This is a genomic window from Brevibacillus brevis, assembly GCF_031583145.1.
GTDB classification, from domain to species: Bacteria; Bacillota; Bacilli; order Brevibacillales; family Brevibacillaceae; genus Brevibacillus; species Brevibacillus brevis_E.
This window is the reverse complement of the sequence record NZ_CP134050.1, coordinates 3,645,672-3,663,538: the sequence shown is the minus strand read 5'-3', so window position 1 is coordinate 3,663,538 and position 17,867 is coordinate 3,645,672. Positions and strand designations below refer to the sequence as shown.

Annotated in this window: 17 protein-coding genes; 15 read left to right on the top strand and 2 right to left on the bottom strand. The window is 55.7% G+C overall.

Features of this window, described 5'->3' with window-relative positions; all coding sequences use genetic code 11:
* Positions 1–46 precede the first annotated feature (46 nt).
* The 6 genes from RGB73_RS18185 (at position 47) to RGB73_RS18160 (ending at position 6,383) form a co-directional block, all read left to right on the top strand.
* Entirely contained in the window at positions 47–982 is a 936-nt protein-coding gene (locus RGB73_RS18185) for a cation diffusion facilitator family transporter (protein WP_310764151.1), read from the top strand.
* A 389-nt stretch (positions 983–1,371) separates the two neighbouring features.
* Entirely contained in the window at positions 1,372–2,397 is a 1,026-nt protein-coding gene (locus RGB73_RS18180; protein WP_310764149.1) for a DUF7847 domain-containing protein, read from the top strand.
* The gene (locus tag RGB73_RS18175; protein WP_310764147.1) at positions 2,390–3,016 is read left to right on the top strand and encodes a DUF4129 domain-containing protein; all 627 of its coding nucleotides are present in this window, start codon (positions 2,390–2,392) and stop codon (positions 3,014–3,016) included. Before RGB73_RS18180 ends, RGB73_RS18175 begins: the two co-directional genes overlap by 8 nt.
* A complete protein-coding gene (locus RGB73_RS18170; RefSeq protein WP_310764145.1) occupies positions 3,009–4,136 on the top strand; it encodes a DUF4350 domain-containing protein in 1,128 nt (375 codons plus the stop codon). Before RGB73_RS18175 ends, RGB73_RS18170 begins: the two co-directional genes overlap by 8 nt.
* Before the next feature lie 5 nt (positions 4,137–4,141).
* Positions 4,142–5,062 (top strand): AAA family ATPase, encoded by a 921-nt coding sequence (locus tag RGB73_RS18165; RefSeq protein WP_310764143.1) that lies wholly within the window; start codon positions 4,142–4,144, stop codon positions 5,060–5,062.
* On the top strand, positions 5,013–6,383 hold the full coding sequence (locus RGB73_RS18160) for a DUF58 domain-containing protein (protein WP_310764141.1): 1,371 nt from the start codon (positions 5,013–5,015) through the stop codon (positions 6,381–6,383). The genes RGB73_RS18165 and RGB73_RS18160 overlap by 50 nt, the downstream gene beginning before the upstream one ends.
* Here RGB73_RS18160 and RGB73_RS18155 read toward each other — a convergent pair.
* A complete protein-coding gene (locus RGB73_RS18155; RefSeq protein ID WP_310764139.1) occupies positions 6,350–7,336 on the bottom strand; it encodes a stage II sporulation protein M in 987 nt (328 codons plus the stop codon). The two genes, RGB73_RS18160 and RGB73_RS18155, sit on opposite strands and share 34 nt — an antisense overlap.
* 49 nt (positions 7,337–7,385) lie before the next feature.
* Here RGB73_RS18155 and RGB73_RS18150 point away from each other — a divergent pair, with 49 nt between their 5' ends.
* From RGB73_RS18150 to RGB73_RS18115, 8 genes are all read left to right on the top strand, one after another.
* The gene (locus tag RGB73_RS18150; RefSeq protein WP_310764137.1) at positions 7,386–8,216 is read left to right on the top strand and encodes an RDD family protein; all 831 of its coding nucleotides are present in this window, start codon (positions 7,386–7,388) and stop codon (positions 8,214–8,216) included.
* Positions 8,217–8,365: 149 nt separating this feature from the next.
* Positions 8,366–9,463 carry a threonine aldolase family protein gene (locus RGB73_RS18145; protein WP_310764135.1) on the top strand — a complete coding sequence of 366 codons (1,098 nt, stop codon included), beginning with the start codon at positions 8,366–8,368 and terminating at the stop codon, positions 9,461–9,463.
* 197 nt (positions 9,464–9,660) lie between these two features.
* Positions 9,661–10,572 carry an SDR family oxidoreductase gene (locus tag RGB73_RS18140; RefSeq protein ID WP_310774407.1) on the top strand — a complete coding sequence of 304 codons (912 nt, stop codon included), beginning with the start codon at positions 9,661–9,663 and terminating at the stop codon, positions 10,570–10,572.
* A 335-nt stretch (positions 10,573–10,907) separates the two neighbouring features.
* Positions 10,908–11,426, top strand: coding sequence for a hypothetical protein (locus tag RGB73_RS18135; RefSeq protein ID WP_310764133.1), 519 nt, complete (start codon positions 10,908–10,910; stop codon positions 11,424–11,426).
* Entirely contained in the window at positions 11,416–12,486 is a 1,071-nt protein-coding gene (locus RGB73_RS18130; RefSeq protein WP_396136115.1) for a phosphodiester glycosidase family protein, read from the top strand. The genes RGB73_RS18135 and RGB73_RS18130 overlap by 11 nt, the downstream gene beginning before the upstream one ends.
* Before the next feature lie 160 nt (positions 12,487–12,646).
* Entirely contained in the window at positions 12,647–14,674 is a 2,028-nt protein-coding gene (ggt, locus tag RGB73_RS18125) for a gamma-glutamyltransferase (protein ID WP_310764129.1), read from the top strand.
* Positions 14,675–14,694: 20 nt separating this feature from the next.
* A complete protein-coding gene (locus RGB73_RS18120) occupies positions 14,695–15,585 on the top strand; it encodes an NAD-dependent epimerase/dehydratase family protein (protein WP_310764127.1) in 891 nt (296 codons plus the stop codon).
* Positions 15,586–15,667: 82 nt separating this feature from the next.
* Entirely contained in the window at positions 15,668–16,513 is an 846-nt protein-coding gene (locus RGB73_RS18115) for a M15 family metallopeptidase (RefSeq protein WP_310764124.1), read from the top strand.
* Between the two features lie 61 nt (positions 16,514–16,574).
* Here the strand turns inward: RGB73_RS18115 and lepB are convergent, their stop codons facing one another.
* Positions 16,575–17,135: a signal peptidase I gene (gene lepB, locus RGB73_RS18110; protein ID WP_310764123.1), complete on the bottom strand. Its 561-nt coding sequence runs from the start codon at positions 17,133–17,135 to the stop codon at positions 16,575–16,577.
* Positions 17,136–17,356: 221 nt separating this feature from the next.
* On the opposite strand from lepB, the gene RGB73_RS18105 reads away from it, so the two are divergent.
* Positions 17,357–17,788, top strand: a complete 432-nt coding sequence (locus RGB73_RS18105) for a MarR family winged helix-turn-helix transcriptional regulator (RefSeq protein WP_310764122.1) — start codon at positions 17,357–17,359, stop codon at positions 17,786–17,788.
* Positions 17,789–17,867 lie beyond the last annotated feature (79 nt).

The window sequence follows — 17,867 nt, the reverse complement described above, 5'->3', positions numbered from 1 at the left end:
AATCAATTATTACTTTATAATTATTTTAAAAACGGAGGTGGCTCTGATGAAATACACGGACTATCATCATCTCAATCACGTGAAAGAGCAGCAAACGTCGAAGAAAACACTCTGGATCACGTTGATCTTGACACTGTTCTTCACTATCGTAGAAATCGTAGGGGGTCTCTTGTCCCATTCCCTCGCCCTGCTGTCCGACTCGGCTCACATGATCGCCGACGTCTTTGCCCTTGGCTTGAGCATGACCGCGATCTATATGGCCGCGCGAAAGCCGAACAAAAGGTACACGTTTGGATTCCTCCGTTTTGAAATTATTGCTTCGTTTTTAAACGGGTTGGCGCTGGCGGTGATCGCCATCGGAATTTTTATCGAAGGAATCGACCGGATGATTCATCCGCAGGACGTAAAGATGGGGTTGATGCTGGGGATCGCATCCATCGGTCTCGTGGTCAATATCGTGCTGACGATCGTGCTTGGCCGAAGTATGCGCGAGGAAAACAACCTGAATGTGAAAAGCGCGCTGTGGCACTTTATCGGGGACCTGCTCAGCTCCATCGGGGTCATCGTATCTGCGCTGCTCATTCACTTCACGGGCTACACCCTTTTTGATCCCGTGGTCAGCATGGTCATCGGAGCCATCATTTTTACGGGCGGAGCCAAAATCATTCGCGAGTCTTTGTCCGTATTGATGGAATCCGTGCCAGAGCAATTCGATCTGGATCAGATCCGGGCTGATCTGGGCAGCGTGGAAGGCGTAGAGGATGTGCATGAGCTCCATCTGTGGTCCATCTCGACAGAGCACTATTCCTTGACCGCACACGTGTTTGTGCGGGAAGACATCCAGCCGTACTGCGTCATTTTGGGAATCAACCACATCTTGAAGACAAAGTACGGAATCGAACACTCCACCGTCCAGATCGAACACCCGACCATCCTGGACCACGGAGAGTACGGGAAAGAGTTTTTGCTGAAGCATGCGTAAGAAGCCCTCGGGCTTGTGAAGCGGGAAACAGCCCATTGTACAGTCCTGCATGGTACTGTTGATTTCGATGCACAGCATTCCAGCTGCCGTGTGGACTTATCCCGCTAGTAGTTGCTCGGAAAACAAACAAGCTGCCGCAGATCAGTCGATCGCATTCGATATGATGTGCAGGCAGTTTTTTTATTCAGAGAGATTCTGATCCGGCATTCGTGCAACGAAGGCCGCCAAAATGCTTGGCGGAGCCAAGTAATGTTACTGGCGAAAAATCGCCCGATTCCCGTTTTTTGAAGAGAAAAAGGAAATGAAAAGGAATCATTTATTAAAAGAAAAGGAAAATCATGTATAATGGTTCAGGTAATCTCAAAAAAAAGAAACATGGAGGTTTCGGCATGAATCAATCGCCGCTCGCTCCCATGGGAGTAGGAAAGCTGCTGGACCGCAGCTTCACAGTCTATCGTCAGCATTTCGGCGCTTTTTTTCTATTGGCGCTGATGCTGTTCGGTCCGTTTTTGCTGTTGCAGGATTTGCTCGTCTTTGATATCGGAAACCTGTCGTTCTTCATGCAGGATACAGACGGTTCCGACTTTTGGGAATCGGTAGCAAGCCGGTTTGCCGGAATGGATACTGAACCGACGGACAAAATCGGCTTTCTCTTGTTGTATTTGCTGGTTGTTTTGCCCGTCATGGGGCTTGGCGCCTACCCGCAGCTGGTGTCGTCGACTTTGCTCATGACCAGGGCTGCGGTAGAGGGGCAGACGCTGGGGATCAAGGCTGCGCTGAAACAGTCAATGGGACGTTTTTGGCCGCTTGTCGGGGCGACGGTTGTGTACTCGCTCGTCATCGTGGGCATCGTGCTCGCATTCGTGCTTCTGTTCGGCTTGCTCGCGCTGATCGTTACGCTCATTTCCGGCGAATCTTTGGGGAGCATTTTCGACGGCGACGACGCAGTCGTGTCGGCCCTGTTTATCATGCTTTTCATTGTGGCTTACCTGATTTTCATTGTGCTGATCATGCTCGTTCCCGGCTTTTTCATGCTTCGCTGGGGGTTCTATCTGCCGTACGTCCTGCTGGAAGGAGGAGGCGTGCCGCTCGGAAAGAGCTGGAACCTGACAAAAGGGAACTTTTGGCGGCTGTTCGGCCTCTATGTGGTCTTGGTGGTACTCTACTCCGTCTTTTCCGGCGGGGTTCAGGTGGCGGTTTACGGACTATTGGGAGCGTCTATCCTCAGCCAATTGCTGATGCTCCTCTTTTCCTGCGTGCTCATGCCGTGGATGATGATCGTCTACTCGCTGGCTTATCTCGATTTGCGGGTGCGCAAAGACGGTACGGATCTGATGGCTATGCTGGAAAAGCAGGCTGGACACGAGACGGCGACACCGCATGTAGAGGAAGGGCCGGGAGTTTCCCATGAGTAGCGGAAGTCCTTGGGCACAGGACAAGGAACAGCTGAAGGAAATCTTGTCCAGGGACGAGTTTTCCCACCACGGGGAACAGGGGGAAAGCTGGCTCCGCCAAGCCATGGACCAGTTCCTGGAAAAGCTGCTCGGGCTCTTCCAACGGGGGCATCTTCCGGAGGGAACATCGAGCACCGTATCCACAATCATTCTTGCAGCAGCAGCGATCGGGCTGATCGTCCTGGTGTTCTGGCTGGCTCGCAGACTGGGGCGGGAGCAGAGGTACAGGCAGCCCCTCTTCTCGGGTACCGAAAAAGTGCACTCGTACGCGGATTATTTGCGGGAGGCAAAGGAGCTGGGCCAAAGGAAGCAATGGCGGGAAGGGGAACGCTCCTTGTTTCTCGCCCTTTTGGTTTACATGCAGGAAAAAGGCTGGCTTCGCGTCGAGCCCTGGAAGACAAACTGGGAGTACGCGGAAGAGATCCACTACCATAAGCCGGGCGAGAGCGATGTGTTTCGGACGCATGCCCAGGCTTTCGAGCGTGTATGGTACGGGCAGTCTGCCGTGAGCGAAGAGCACTTTTGGGAAAGATGGAATGCCCTGAAAGAGTATTTCCGGGAGGTGAGAGAGGATGGATAGCTTGCGCACCTACCGCGTAGGCATCGCAGCCGCCATCGTGCTTCTGCTCTTGTGTGGGTGGATGCTGGTGCAGCCGCAAGCGAAAAGCGGGCCCCCGTACCTCTCGTCTTCAACCGCGCCGGATGGCATGAAGGCGCTGATTTTGCTGCTCGAGGAGAAAGGACACCAGGTGAAAGAGTGGAGACAGCCGATGCGCGCCCTGCCGGCAACGGGCGGGCAGGCCCTGATGATGGTCGAGCCGTGGGGACTGACGGAGCGCGAACAATCCGAGCTGCTGGACTGGGTCAAGCGCGGTAACGAACTGCTGCTTTTTGAACAAGAGCCCGGCGAATGGGGGGATCTGCCCTTCGAGACGAAACTGACCGGAGAAAAGGAAGGGCATGAGAGCCGTATCGTCGGCCCGCTGCTGGATCAGGAGTTGACGGGAACGGCACAGACACAGTGGAGACTGGATGATGCCCCGGACCAAGAGGCGTTGATCTCCGACGACTTGGGCGTGCTCGCGGCGCGGACCGCGTATGGTGAGGGGAATGTCAGTCTCTTTCTGGTATCGGACTGGCTGACCAACGAGGGCGTTTTGCAGAAAGGCCATTTCGAGGCGGTCTGGCCGTACGTGCAAGGAAAGGAATCCGTTCTGTGGGTGGATGAATACCACCACGGATTGCAAGACAGGCCAAGCTGGCTTGCCGTTTACCCAGGCTGGCTCATCGCGGGCTGCCTGCAGCTGGCGCTCGTGCTGCTGCTCTGGATCTGGTGGAGGGGAAAGCGGTTCGGTCCCGTATATACACTGCGAGAATGGACGGTACGGCGTGGAGACGAAACCTTGCTCGCCGTGTCGAGCTGGTATGAACACAAGAATCTCGCACGGGACGCGCTGTTGCACAGGGAAGCGTTTTTGCGACAGCGGCTGTACGATCGCTGGGGAGTTCACCGGCGGGCGGAGTACGGCGAGATCCTTTCGCTCGCCCGGACCAAATGGAGTGAAGCTGACGTCGGCCGCTTGCGGAGCGTATTGGAAGCATTGGAGAAGGCAAAGACAGACAGGCGCTACACATCCAAGCGGCTGCTTCAAGACAGCCTCTTGATCGACGATGTCATCCAGCGCCTGGAAAAGGAGTGAGAGAAGTGGAGCAATTGCTCGTACATATGGAACAAGAATTGGTGGGCCAGCGGCAAAACGTCCGTCTGCTGATAGCGGCCTTGCTTGCAGGCGGACATGTGCTGCTGGAAGGGGTCCCGGGGATCGGGAAAACGAAGATGGTCCGTACCCTGTCCGGTCTCATCGGGGGGGAAAGCAAGCGCGTCCAGTTTACCCCGGACATGATGCCGAGCGACATCATCGGCCATGTCGTATTCAACATGCACCACAACCGTTTTGAAACAGTCAAGGGCCCGGTATTTGCCAATCTGCTCCTGGCAGACGAGATCAACCGGACACCCCCCAAGACCCAGTCTGCTTTGCTCGAAGCGATGGAGGAGCGGCAGGTCACCATCCAAGGCGTCACGTATCCGCTGCCGGAGCCTTTCTTCGTGGTGGCTACGCAAAACCCGGTCGAGTACGAAGGCACCTACGTCTTGCCGGAAGCGCAGCTGGACCGGTTTTTATTCAAGCTGACCATGCAGTATCCATCCCTCGAGCATGAACGGCAAATTCTCCGGCAGCATGTACGAAGCCAAGACAGCCAAAGTGTCGCGACAGAACCGGTTTGCTCTCTGGACGATCTTCTGAGCGAGCGGAAAAGATTGGACGAAGTCGTGGTGGACGACACGATTATCGATTACATCACCACGCTGATTCGGAAAACGCGAGAGACGCAGCGGCTTGTGCTCGGAGCGAGCTCGCGTGCGGGAATTGCCGTTTTGCAGGCGAGCAAGGCGTGGGCCCTGTTGGACAACCGGATGTACGTGACGCCCGACGATGTGAAAATGGTGGCGCGTCCTGCCCTTCGCCATCGGCTCGTCCTGGCTCCGCAGGCGGAAATGGAGGGGGGCACCAGTGACCACATCATCGATGAAACGTTGGCCGCCATTCCGGTTCCTCGCTGATTGGCTGCAGGACCGCTTCGTCCTGCCGACGGGACGGCTCCTTCTGCTCGCGCTGCTCGGCGTACCCGTCGCTGTCGCCGGACAAATCATGGGAGCAGGCTACCAGGCGTTTTGGCTGTACAACGGCTTGCTCGCAGTCATCAGCCTGGTCGATTGGCTGACGATGCCCAGACGGTCTGATCTTTCCGTCGAAAGGACGATGCCGGAACAGGTGGATCTGGGGAAGCCCTTTTCCGTCGAGATTGCGCTGGAGAACAAAAGCGGATTCGCTCTTTCCTATTCCATCCTGGATGATCTGCCGCTTTCCTTTGCGGAAGCGGGCCCGGTAGTAGGGAAGCTGGCAAGCGGAAAGGAGATTCGCTCCTATACGACGGCCGGGAAGGAGCGAGGGCGCTACCCGTTCGCATGGCTATATGTGCGCTGGTGCGGGCCCGTCGGCTTGTGGTGGAGGCAGAGCCGCTTTGCCGCCGGTCAGTCCGTGTGTGTCTATCCCGACATGTCCGCCGTACGCGGCTATCTGGCGTCGCTGCAAGGCAGCCTGATCGTCGACGGGAAAAAGCTCGTCCGCAGGGCGCATGCCGGTTCTGAATTCCATGCCATCCGGGAGTACAGCTACGACGACGATCCGCGGACGATCAACTGGTCGGCGTCCGCCCGCACGCGCAAGCTCATGACCAACCAGTACCGGCCGGAGCAGGGAAAAGTGGTGACCATCCTCCTGGACTGCGGAAGGCTGATGGGAGTGGAGTGGGACGGACGCACTCGACTGGATGCGACGCTCGAATCCGCCATGACGCTGGCGGCTGTGGCTTTGCGCCAAGGCGATCAGGTCGCGCTCTTGGTCTACTCCCACGAGATCAAGACGTACATCCCGCCGGGAAAGGGCATGCCCCATCTGCACACATTGCTGGAGGCGACCTTCGATCTGCGCAGCGAATTCGTGGAATCCGATCCGGCCAAAGCCATGGAGTTTCTGCTGCGCAAGCAAAAGAAAAGGAGCCTGATCGCGCTTTTTTCCGATATGGAGAACTACCTGGTGGAGGATCAGCTGGGCGGCCACTTATGGAGGCTGCGGCGCTCTCACCTCTTGCTTCTGCTCAGTTTGGCAGATCCGCTGCTGCACGAATGGAGCGGTCAGGAGACGCGGAGCAGTCGAATCGCGTATGTCAAATCGCTCGCGCAACGGTTCCAGCTGGACCGCCGAGCTTTTCAACAAAAAATGACCGGCGCGGGCATCCAGGTGTTGGACGTTCCGGCCGATCAATTGACGCTCGCTGTCGTGAACACTTATTTGGACATCAAAGCGAGAGAAGCGCTGTGAGCGGAGCGCTGGCGCTTCAATCCCCACCCGTACCACCCTCCGAGGATTAGCAGGGTGGCGAGAGCGACACCGTATTTTGTCTCCAGGGAGAGCCCGGAAGGCGTGATGAATCCTTCGATGATCCCCGCTATCACAAAGAGGGGGAGGGTCGCCAGCAGCAGCTGGGCTGACTCTTTGGCAGCCTCCAGAAACTGGTGTTTTCGGGCAAAGCGTCCCGGCACGAGCAGGCGGTAGCCCATGTGCAGCCCGGCGCCTCCCGCGATGAAGATGGCCGTCAGTTCGATGACGCCGTGCGGGAGGATGTACGCCCAGAAAGCGTAGCTGTTGCCGGCCTGCGCATAGAGGGCGGCGAGAGCACCGACGAGAAGGCCGTTGAACAGGAGCAGGTAGATCGGGAAGATCCCCAGTGTAATGCCGCTCACGAAGGCCAAGATCGCGACCTTCATGTTGTTCGTCATGATCAGGGTAGAGATCACGGGGCTATTGATATCGTCATGCCCCTTTCCCAGTTGGGCCGGGTCGAATTGCTCGGCCATGCCCTGGGGCAGGACGGCGTAGATATTCAGCGGATCCGCCATGACAGCTGCGAAGCCAAAAATCGCTCCGAGCAGGAACAGAAAGGCGGCGATGCCGATGAACCCCGACCGCTTCTGCACCAGCGAAAACAGGTAGCTGCCAAAAAAGTGGCGAAGCTGCTGAAAGCTGCCTGATTGCTGCCTGTACGTGAGATTGTGCGCCCGCGAAACGAGCTGATTGAGATAGAGCGTCACCTCGTCACCAGGGTGAAAGGTGCGGATGTAGGCGAGGTGGGCGGACACTTTTTTGTACAGCAGGGTGAGTCTGTCGATATCGGCAGCGCTGATCGTGCGCGGCTGCCGTCCAAAGCGCTCCACCAACTGCTCGAGCTCCGACCACGAGGTTTTGTGTTTGTGCCAAAATGAGGTAATATCCAAGCGTTGTGCCTCCTTTCTAAGCAAAATCGAGAGGATGAAGTGAACCATCATGAATGATCCGATAAAGTTGCCGACAAACCGGGAGACATCCGTCGTGACCCCTGAGCATGTCATGCTCCGCTTCCAGACTGCTGGCTTGGGGAGCCGCGCAGCCGCCCAGCTCATTGACACCGTATTGCTGTCCTTGGTTAATCTTACTGTATTTGTGCTTTTTATCCTAGTTGAAATTGGAAAAAGCAACTGGTTTTTGGAAACGGAAACCGATTCCGAAAAATGGGCGATGGCCATCGTCGTTCTGTTTGTCTTTGTCTTCAACTTCGGGTACTTTCTCGTCCTGGAATCGTTTTGGTCGGGACAGACCGTGGGCAAGCGGTTGATGGGGCTGCGAGTCATCCGGGACAACGGGCAGCCCGTCACGTTTTTAGCCTCTGCCATTCGCAATCTGTTCCGAATCGTGGATGGACTGCCGACCGGATACTTTCTCGGGGCGATCGTATCTTTTTTTCACCCCCAGGATAAGCGGATCGGCGACCTCGTCGCGGGCACCGTCGTCGTGTCCGAAGGAGGGGCGAAAAATGGGCTTCGAAACAAACCAAGTACGCATCTGTCGCATGCAGGCATGGTGAGCACGAGCCTGACGCTCGATGAACGCCAAAAACAAAAGTTTACCCGGGAGGACTGGCAACTGCTGACTTCTTTCCTAGAAAGGATGAAGTCCCTTTCCCCGGACAAGCGAAAAGAACTGGCAAGCCAATTGGTAAACCTGTACACAACCAAGCTGGAGCTGGCGGTCGATCGGCAGGAGCTGGCAGACCCGGTGGCTTTCCTGCAGCAGCTTCATCAGGTGCTGCGGCAGGAGTGGCAGCTCGGCGCGCGTTGAAAGGGAGGGCGGACATCACTTCGCCTTCCCGCTTTTTTTTCTAGGTACAGGCTCCCGAAACCGTGTATAGTCAAAGAGGAAGTGCAGTTCTTGCTGTCCCTTGTTCAGGGAACGGGGCGGGCAAGTATCAGGGAAGGAGAATGCAGGAGATGGAACTGTCGAAGAAGTTGAGGGAAGCCTACAAGGCATGCGCGCATCAAGTTCCGGGAAACGGACCGAGAAACATTGGGGTGCTCAAGCAGGCATTTGCAGAGATCGACGCCGGCCTGGAGAGTGACACGTACGGAAAAGGCCCCGTCATCGAGGATTTCGAAAACAAAATGGCGGGCGTTCTCGGGAAAGAGAAAGCCGTGTTTTTCCCGAGCGGCACGATGGCCCAGCAGATTGCCATGCGCATTTGGTGCGACGAGCTTTCCTTGCACAAGGTGGCCTATCATCCGCTTTGCCATTTGGAAATCCATGAAGAGGACGGTCTGAAGAAGCTTCACCGGATCGAATCCGTATTGCTCGCCGACAAGAACCGGTTGATTACATTGGCGGATGTTCAGGAGCTGGGCTCCGACGTTGCTTGCTTGCTGCTCGAGCTTCCCCAACGGGAAATCGGTGGAGAATTGCCGGAATTTGATGAATTGGTCGCGATCTCCGACTATTGCCGCGAGGAAGGGATCAAGCTGCATATGGACGGGGCACGCCTTTTTGAGGTCCTTCCCTACTATCAAAAGACGGCAGCGGAGGTGTGCCAGCTCTTTGACAGCGTGTACATCTCTTTGTACAAAGGAGTCGGCGGCATTGCCGGGGCGATTCTCGCGGGAAGCGAGCCGTTCGCCAAGGAAGCGTTCATCTGGAAGCGTCGTCACGGAGGAGACCTGATCAGCCTGTATCCGTACATTCTGAGCGCTGACTATTCCTTCGAGAAAAGGCGGGACCGCTTCCCGGCTTATTTAAACGGTGCAAGAGAGCTGGCGGCAATGTACAACGGCTGCCACGGCGTGCGGACCCGACCGCTCGTACCGGTGTCAAACATGTTTCACGTTCATTTTCCGCTCCCGAAAGAGAAAATCGAGCCTGTCTTCCTGGCAGTAGTGGAGGAAACAGGGGTAGGCTTGACAGCTGTCGTCTACGCCGTGGATGAGGAAAGCAGCTACTTCGAAATCAGCATCGGGGACAATTACGGGACCATTCCGAAAGAGAAGCTGCAGCAAGCATTTTCACTGCTGGATGAAAAAATGGAAGTCACGCTACGCTAAGAGCAGCACGCACAATCGCTTGGATACGAAAACAGGAATAAAAGCTGCCCGGCTCCCTCGAGCTCTCTTCGAGGGAGTCTTTGTTTTTCTGTTGCGGACCGCATCGGAGAAAGATTCTAGGCGGCTATCAATATGACACATGTTGACATGATTCCTGTCTCATAATGGGGGGAGATCAACGAAAGGAGCAATTCATGATGAAACCTCTAAGCGGAAAAGTAGCATTGGTGGCAGGCGCGACACGCGGGGCTGGGAGAGGAATCGCAACGGAGTTGGGCGCGGCCGGGGCCACGGTTTATGTGACCGGGCGCACCACACGAACACAACGCTCCGAGTACAATCGTCCCGAAACAATCGAAGAAACTGCTGAGCTTGTAACGAAAGCGGGGGGCACTGGAATCGCGATTCAAGTGGATCATCTGGATCCTGATCAGGTCCAGGCTCTTATCGCCCGCATCGAGAAGGAACAGGGAAGACTGGACATCCTGGTCAACGATGTGTGGGGAGGCGAGCATTTGATCGAATGGAATGTGCCCGTGTGGGAGCATTCTCTTGAAGGTGGGTTTCGCATGCTTCGGCTCGCGGTTGACACGCATATCATTACCAGCCACTTTGCGCTCCCTCTGTTGATTCGAAGCGGGAATGGATTGGTGGTGGAGATCACGGACGGTACGGCAGAATACAATGATCAAAACTACCGTTTGTCGCTCTTTTACGATCTGGCCAAGGCATCGGCCATCCGTATGGCCAGGTCGTTGGCCCATGAGCTTGCGCCGCATCATTGCACGGCCGTAGCAGTGACTCCGGGGTGGATGCGTTCCGAGATCATGCTGGATCACTTTGGTGTCAAGGAAGAAAACTGGCGAGACGCCGCTGAACAGGAACCTCATTTCGTCATCTCGGAAACGCCCCGTTATATAGGACGTGCCGTTGCCGCTCTTGCTGGCGACCCACAAGTCGCGCGCTGGAACGGTCAGTCAGTTTCAAGCGGCGAGCTCGCAAAAGTGTACGGTTTTTATGATCTGGACGGTTCCCAGCCGGACTTTTTTCGGTATGCCGTAGAAGTGCAGGAAGCAGGCAAACCAGCGAATGCTTCCGGTTACCGTTAAGAGGGTAACGCTGTCAAGTTCCATGAGTCGGCAGGGTATCGCCCTCAGACTCATGCCGGATGCAAAATGAAGCGTATCAAACAGGGGGAAAACCAACAATACGGTTCCCTTGCGAAAAGCAGCGGCGGTCAAAGACTTGATTGTTAAGTCTTAGCCAGCCGTTGCATTCTGATTGGAGCTAGTCCGTCGCCTACCAAAAACGCCTCTTTCCCCATAGAGCGGGTCCGTTCTGAGTTACCGGAAAGTTTTCTCGCTATTCCGTAAATGGCCTGGCGAAATTTGTTCTATGGTATAATAAAACCTCACTCTTTGTCATAGAAAGGAGGGGGTAGCCGATGAGCGATAAGTACATCCGCGCATCATCGACACCGTCATCCACACTGCAGCTCCCTAAACAAGGAGGGCAAGAGGGAAGACGAAAACGAACCGGACTGTTTCGCAGCCTGTTTACGACGTTGGTTCCCTCCCAGACAGAAGGCAAGCGCTCTTTGTGGCCCATGGTCATCGCGATTGCGGCCTGGATCGGCCTCGCGTATGCGGGTTACGCCTTTGCCGTTCATACGTTGGACAAGCAGCAGGAATACGTGAACCAACGTTTCCAACAAGTGCAGGAAGAAAACCAGAAACAGATGGGCGCTTTGACTGATCAGCTGGCGCTCGTCCAGGATGAGATGAAAACCGTTCAGGACGGCCTGTCCAATCTGGAGGAAAATTTGCAATTGACAGGCGAGACGATAGGTGGCACGAACAAGACCAAGGAAGCGCTGCAGGACCGGATTGACCAGTTGAACAAGCAGCTAGTCGAGCTGAAAGCATCGCTGAAAAAATTGGAGGATGCTGCTCGTGCTTGGTAAGGTGAACCGTTTTTTTGCGTTTCTGCTGGCCCCCGCTCTCGGCTTTCTGGTTGCATTCTCCCAGGCCAATCCGGTGGACAAGCTCCAGGCAGAGGGCCTCGTGCTGCCTGCCAAGCAAACGGACGAGCAGGCGACAGCGCTCCGGGAGAAGCTGGATGAGTCGAAAGAGAGCATCAGCCGCGCGGAAAAGCTGATCGGGGAAATCCAGGATCATGCGGCAAAGGAAAAGCAGGACTTGGAGAAGCAGAACAAGCATCTGGAAAACTTGCTGGCAGCGAGCAAGTCGCAGACGCAGAAGTCGGCGGACGTTCTCGATACGATTCTGTCAAATATGCTGGGCAATCCGATCGGCCAATCCTTTGGCAAAAATTCCACGGTCAAGGTGTACTCTCTGGAGGAAGCCGGTTATCGCGGGTACATGGCCAAAGTCCGGCTGAATAATGCGAAAGCGCTGAAGATGGTGCTCGCAAACGACTCTGTCAGGAGCAAAGGCGAAAAGACGAGCCACGCCGGCAAAAGGACGGGAGCGATTCTGGCGGTCAACGCCGGCGGTTTCATGACAGATAAGAACGGTTATGTGACACCGCTCGGCATCACTGTGGTGGATGGAAAAATCCGCACGTTTTCCAACAATTCAAGCCTGAGCTTCGTCGGCTTCAACAACAAAGGCCATCTGGTCGGGACGAAGATCACGACCCAGCAGCAGATTACGCAGCAGGGCATTTTGCAGGGAGCGAGCTTCTTGCCGCGCCTGCTGCAGGACGGAAAGCGGCTGGCGATTCCGAAAGGATGGGCGAATGCGCGACAGCCGCGGACGCTGATCGGCCATTTCGACAATGGCGATTTGCTCGTGATCGTCATTGACGGGCGACGGGAAGGCTGGAGCAACGGCGTCACGCTGGAGGAAGCACAAAGAAAGCTGCAGGAGTTTCACGTCGTCGACGCTTACAATTTGGACGGCGGAGGCTCCAGTGCGTTTTATTACAACGGCAAGCTGCTCAACAAGCCGTCGGGAGGCAGTGAACGCCCCGTCGTGAGCAATTTGGTCATCATGCCGTAAACCGAGCCTGACTTTTCCACACCCTTTCCGCTTGAGCCGGTCATCCGGTTTTGGCAGGAAGGGTGTTTTTTCGGTCAAAGGACTATCGACATGTTGACCTTTAAAAATGCTGAAAATTATAATAATGGTAGAAACAAGAAATTGGGTCAGGGGGGATCGTATGAAAAAGGCAAGGCATTTTGCCCTCTCGCTGCTCACCTTGGCAGCGTTTTCAATGCCCGCTCAGGCGAAAGTGCCGGGAGTTCCGACGGGCGTGGACGGCGCAACCAAAGGGATCGTGGCCGTATCGCACCCGGCGGCAGCACAGGTCGGCAAGGACATTTTGGCTCACGGCGGGAATGCCGTGGACGCAGCCGCAGCCATTCAACTGGCGCTGAATGTGGCGGAGCCGTACATGTCGGGGATCGGCGGCGGCGGTTTCATGATGATCTACCTCAAGGATCAAAACAAGGTGACCGTGATCGACAGCCGCGAGATGGCGCCAGCAGGCGTCAAGCCCGACATGTTTTTGCAGGCGGACGGTACGCCGATCCCATTTGCAGACAGGCATACGACCGGTCAGGCGGTGGGGATCCCGGGAACGCTGCTCGGCGTGGAGACGGCATTGGAGCGCTACGGGACGATGAGGCTGAAGGACGTCATCAAGCCGGCGATCGAGCTGGCGGAAAAAGGTGTGCGGGTAAACTGGGTGACGCACGACAACATCAAGAATTCGCTGGATAAATTGAAGAAGCACGAAACAGCTGCCGAGGTGTTCGCCCCAGGAGGAGCGCCGCTTGCGGAAGGGGATGTCCTGATCCAGCCCCAGCTGGCGAAGACGCTCCGCTTGATTCGCGACAAGGGCGTCGGTGTTTTCTACAACGGCGAGATCGGGCAAGCCATCGTGAAGGAGGTGCAAAGAACGGGCGGCAGCATGACCATGCATGACTTGCAGCGGTACGCCGTCAAGGAGCGGGTGCCAGTCCGCGGGACGTTTCGCGGGTATGAGATCGTGACGATGGGGCCGCCCAGCTCCGGCGGACTTACCCTGCTCCAAATCGTCAAGCTGATGGAAGGCTACGACAACCAGAAAGACGGCTTCGGGTCGGTACCGTACCTGCACCATCTGATTGAAGCCAACCATCTCGCGTACGCCGACCGGGCAGCGTACATGGCGGACGAGGATGTATACCCCGTTCCCAAGAAAGGGCTGATCAGCGACGACTATATCGCGGAGCGACGCAAGCTGATATCCGACGATGCGGCAAACGAAGACGTCGAGGCAGGCGATCCATGGAAATACGATCCGGGCAAGAAGCCGGTTGTCGCCATGCACCTGACCGATGCTTCTCCCGTAAAGCAAACGACTCATTTTTCCGTCATGGACAAATGGGGCAACCTCGTCGCCTATACGACGACGATCGAAGACGTGTTCGGCAGCGGCATCATGGTGCCGGAGTATGGATTCATGCTGAACAATGAGCTGACCGATTTCGACGCCGTACCTGGGGGAGTCAATCAGGTGGAGCCTGGCAAGCGTCCGCGTTCGAGCATGACCCCCACGATCGTCCTCAAGGATGGCCAGCCGTTTTTGGCGGTGGGTTCGCCAGGGGGCTCTACGATCATCGCCTCCGTTTCCCAGACGATCTTGAACGTCATCGAGCACGGCATGGACATTCAGCAGGCGATCGAAGCACCCAAAATTTTTTCCAGCAGCTATCCTGCCGTGACGTGGGAGTCCGGCATCGACCAGGACGTCATTTTGCAGCTGATGGCAAAAGGGCACGCTTTTGCGCCGAGGCCTACCAACATCGGCAATGTGCAGGCGGTCGTATACGATCTCGAGACCGGAAAAATGTACGGGGGTGCGGATACGACGCGGGAGGGCACCGTACTGGGCGTCGATGCCGTCGCATACAAGAGCGCGCAGCCTGAAGTGCAGCCCGCACCGCCAGAAGGTCCGTTCATCCTGAAGGTAAACGGAATCGAGTATCCCTACACGGCGGAGCAAAAACGGATGCTCAATGGGACGGCTTACATACAGGCCGACAAGCTGCTGCTTGGCTTGAAAGGAGATTTCGCTTCCTTCAAGAACCAGGCTGTGGCCATTGATGGCAGAGGCTTTTTGCCGGTGAAGAAGGTCGCGGAAGCGCTGGGCTACAAAGTGGAGTGGAATGAGGCTGAAAGGACTCTGCAACTGCAAAATTAATGCGCGATGGAGGGCTCACGATGAAAAAAGTACTCGTACTTGGAGGAACTCGCTTTTTCGGGAAACGGTTGGTGCAGCTTTTGGTGGAGTCCGGCGCGGATGTGACAGTGGCGACAAGGGGGATCGCGGACGTACAGCTGCCCCCTTCGGTCAAGCGTTTGAAGCTGGATCGGGATGACAAGGATTCTCTGGCCGTGGCGGGCGAAGAGAAGTGGGACATTGTCTATGACAACATTTGCTACTCTTCCCAGAACGCGATGGATGCGATGAGGGTATTCGAAGGAAAAGCAGGCAAGTACATCCTGACCTCAACCCTGTCAGTGTACGACTTCTCAGCAGAGGCGCTGAAAGAGGAAGACTTCGATCCGTACGGATATGAGATCCGGCCCCTTGCGAGGGACAAAGTCACGTATCAGGAAGGGAAGCGGCAGGCGGAGGCCGTCTGTTTCCAGCAGGCGGACTTTCCCGTCGTGGCAGTCCGCTTCCCGATCGTACTGGCCGAGGACGACTATACCAAACGGCTGGATTTTCACGTCGAGCACATCTGGCAGGAGCGTCCGATCGGTCTTGCCGATCCCGAGGCGATCCTGTGCTTCATTCACGCACAGGAAGCCGCAGAGTTTTTGCTGTGGGCGGGGAACTCCACCGTTGCAGGCCCTGTCAATGCCTGCTCGCACGGCACGATCAGGCAACGGCAGCTCATGGAAACCATCGGAGACATCGTGGGTAAGCCTGCACGAATCGTTCCCGAAAAAGAAGCTGTGGACCAATCTCCCTTTGCTTTCCCCGCTTCTTTTTACATGGAAACCAGGAAAGCGGAGGAAGCCGGCTTCATGTTCCGGCAGCTTGACGACTGGCTTCCCGAGCTCATCCGAATCATTTCCACGAAATGGACGGGGAAAAAAGTGTGACATTCTATGCTTTTCATCTGTCTAACTCCATGATAAGGTAGAGCAGAACATATGTGTCTGTATGGAATCAGGAGGACAGGTCATGAAGAGAAATCACACTACGGGTCTTGTTTTGGTCGCAGCACTATCAGCAGCACTTCTTGGCGGGTGTGAAGCGCCATCGCTGAGTCATTTGCTTTCAGGGGAAAATACTGGAGGGACCCAGGCCGCTGCAGCAGGCCAGAACGGGGAAGCGCCAGAGAAGCAGCCTCAAAACGCAGATGGGGCACAAAACGTGGCGAAGAAGATGCCTTCGCTGGAGGAGACCGTTCAGATGGTGGACGGTGTGCCGACAGTGACCAATCCGACTGATATCACCGTGGTGGTTAACAAACAGCGTGCATTGCCGGCAGACTATATTCCGGATGATCTGGTGGAGCCGAACGTCCCATTCCCGTTTGATGAAAAAGTAGAAAAGCGGCTGTTGCGGGCGGAAGCGGCGAGCGCACTGGAAAAGCTGTTCGCGGGAGCGAAAGCCCAAGGCGTCGAGCTGTACGCAGTCTCGGGCTACCGTTCGTACCGGACGCAGAAGTCCTTGTTTGATACGTACGTGAAGACGCAGGGAGCCGAACACGCAGCAGCGTACAGTGCCGTTCCGGGCAAGAGCGAGCATCAGACCGGCCTCGCGATGGACGTGTCGGGAGCGGATGCGAAGACGAGGCTGGAAGAGTCTTTCGCGGATACGCCGGAAGGGCAATGGCTGGCAGCAAACTGTGCCCAGTACGGGTTCATCATCCGTTACCTGAAAGGGAAGGAAGACGTCACCGGATATGCTTATGAGCCGTGGCATTTGCGCTATGTTGGCGTAGACATTGCAGAAGAGATCATGAGCAAGGGTATCACATTGGAAGACTATTTACAGCAGGAGGGCGCAGCTCAGAAGCAGTAACCTTCTGCATGACAAAAGCCGCTCAACGAGAGCGGCTTTTGTTTGCTTGCAAACGGGTACATTAGTGAGGGAGGCGGATGTCGGAGAGCGGCCAGTACACGAGCTCTGCTCGTCCAACAACATGGTCCAGCTTTACGGGGCCGATGACGCGGCTATCCATGCTGTTGTTGCGATTGTCACCCATCACGAAGACGCATCCAGCCGGGATCTTGATCGGGCCGAAGTCTTCCGTCAGCGTCACGCCTGCCGCAGAAGCCTTCAGCTTGTTGGCTGTCAAATACTCTTCGCTGAGGGGCTTGCCGTTGACGTACAGTTGATCGCCTTTTGCCTCGACAGTGTCGCCCGCTACGGCTACGACCCGCTTGATCCAGTTGTCTCCGCTCGCATCCGGGTGAATGATCACGATATCGCCAGGCTGTGGATCTTTCAAATAGTAGACGGCTTTGTTGACGATGACTCGTTCGCGATCGTGCAGGGTACTCTCCATCGAGCGTCCTTGCACGACGTAGGGAGCCATCACGAACACGTAGATGAATACGGTCAAACCGCCAATCAATAAAAACGATTTCAACCAATCCAGTAATTCTACTTTCCACTTTGAAACGCTATTCGTTTGTTCCATCGATCTGATCTCCTATGTATGTGGTTTACGGGCGAAGGATGCGAGCCCTGCATTAAACCTGCCCTTTCATTATACATGCTTTACGTTTCAGAACGGAAGAAGATTCAAGGAAATGCTTGGGAGGAAGGGCTTGCCAGGAGCAGTACTTGCTCTGCGGGATCGGACTTAGCTATAGTGTTGGAGGAAACTACCCATTTCTGATTTGGAAAATAGGTGATGATGTGAGTGATATGTCCCGCGCCAGCAAATTGGAGGAATTGGACAGAGTCTTCGTCGAGATGGCAAGGTACTTTATCAGCCAATGGCTGGAGGAGGAAGAAGAGATCAGCCCCAAGCAATTTATTCTCCTGCGCGTGCTTCATGAAAGGCAGCGAAGCACCGTTTCAGAGCTGGCGACGGTATTGAAGCAATCCAACAGCGCTACCACGATTGCGCTGAACAGGCTGGTGAAAGCCGGTTACATCGACCGGATTCGCGACGAAAACGATCGTCGGGTAGTCTGGGTGACCCTTTCCGAAAAAGCGGTACCGCTGATCGAGAGACTGCTGGCAAGGCGCCACGCCCTTCTGGACAAGCTGCTGGTTCATTTAAGCGATGAGGAATTGGAACAATTCACGGGTTTTCTGCTGAAAATGAGACAGAGTCTGAAGTAAATCGGTCAAGGAAGACACGGCTTTTTTGGGGGGCAGGAAAAACCATAGAGCTTTTCAACAACAAGAGAAGGCAGCGGCA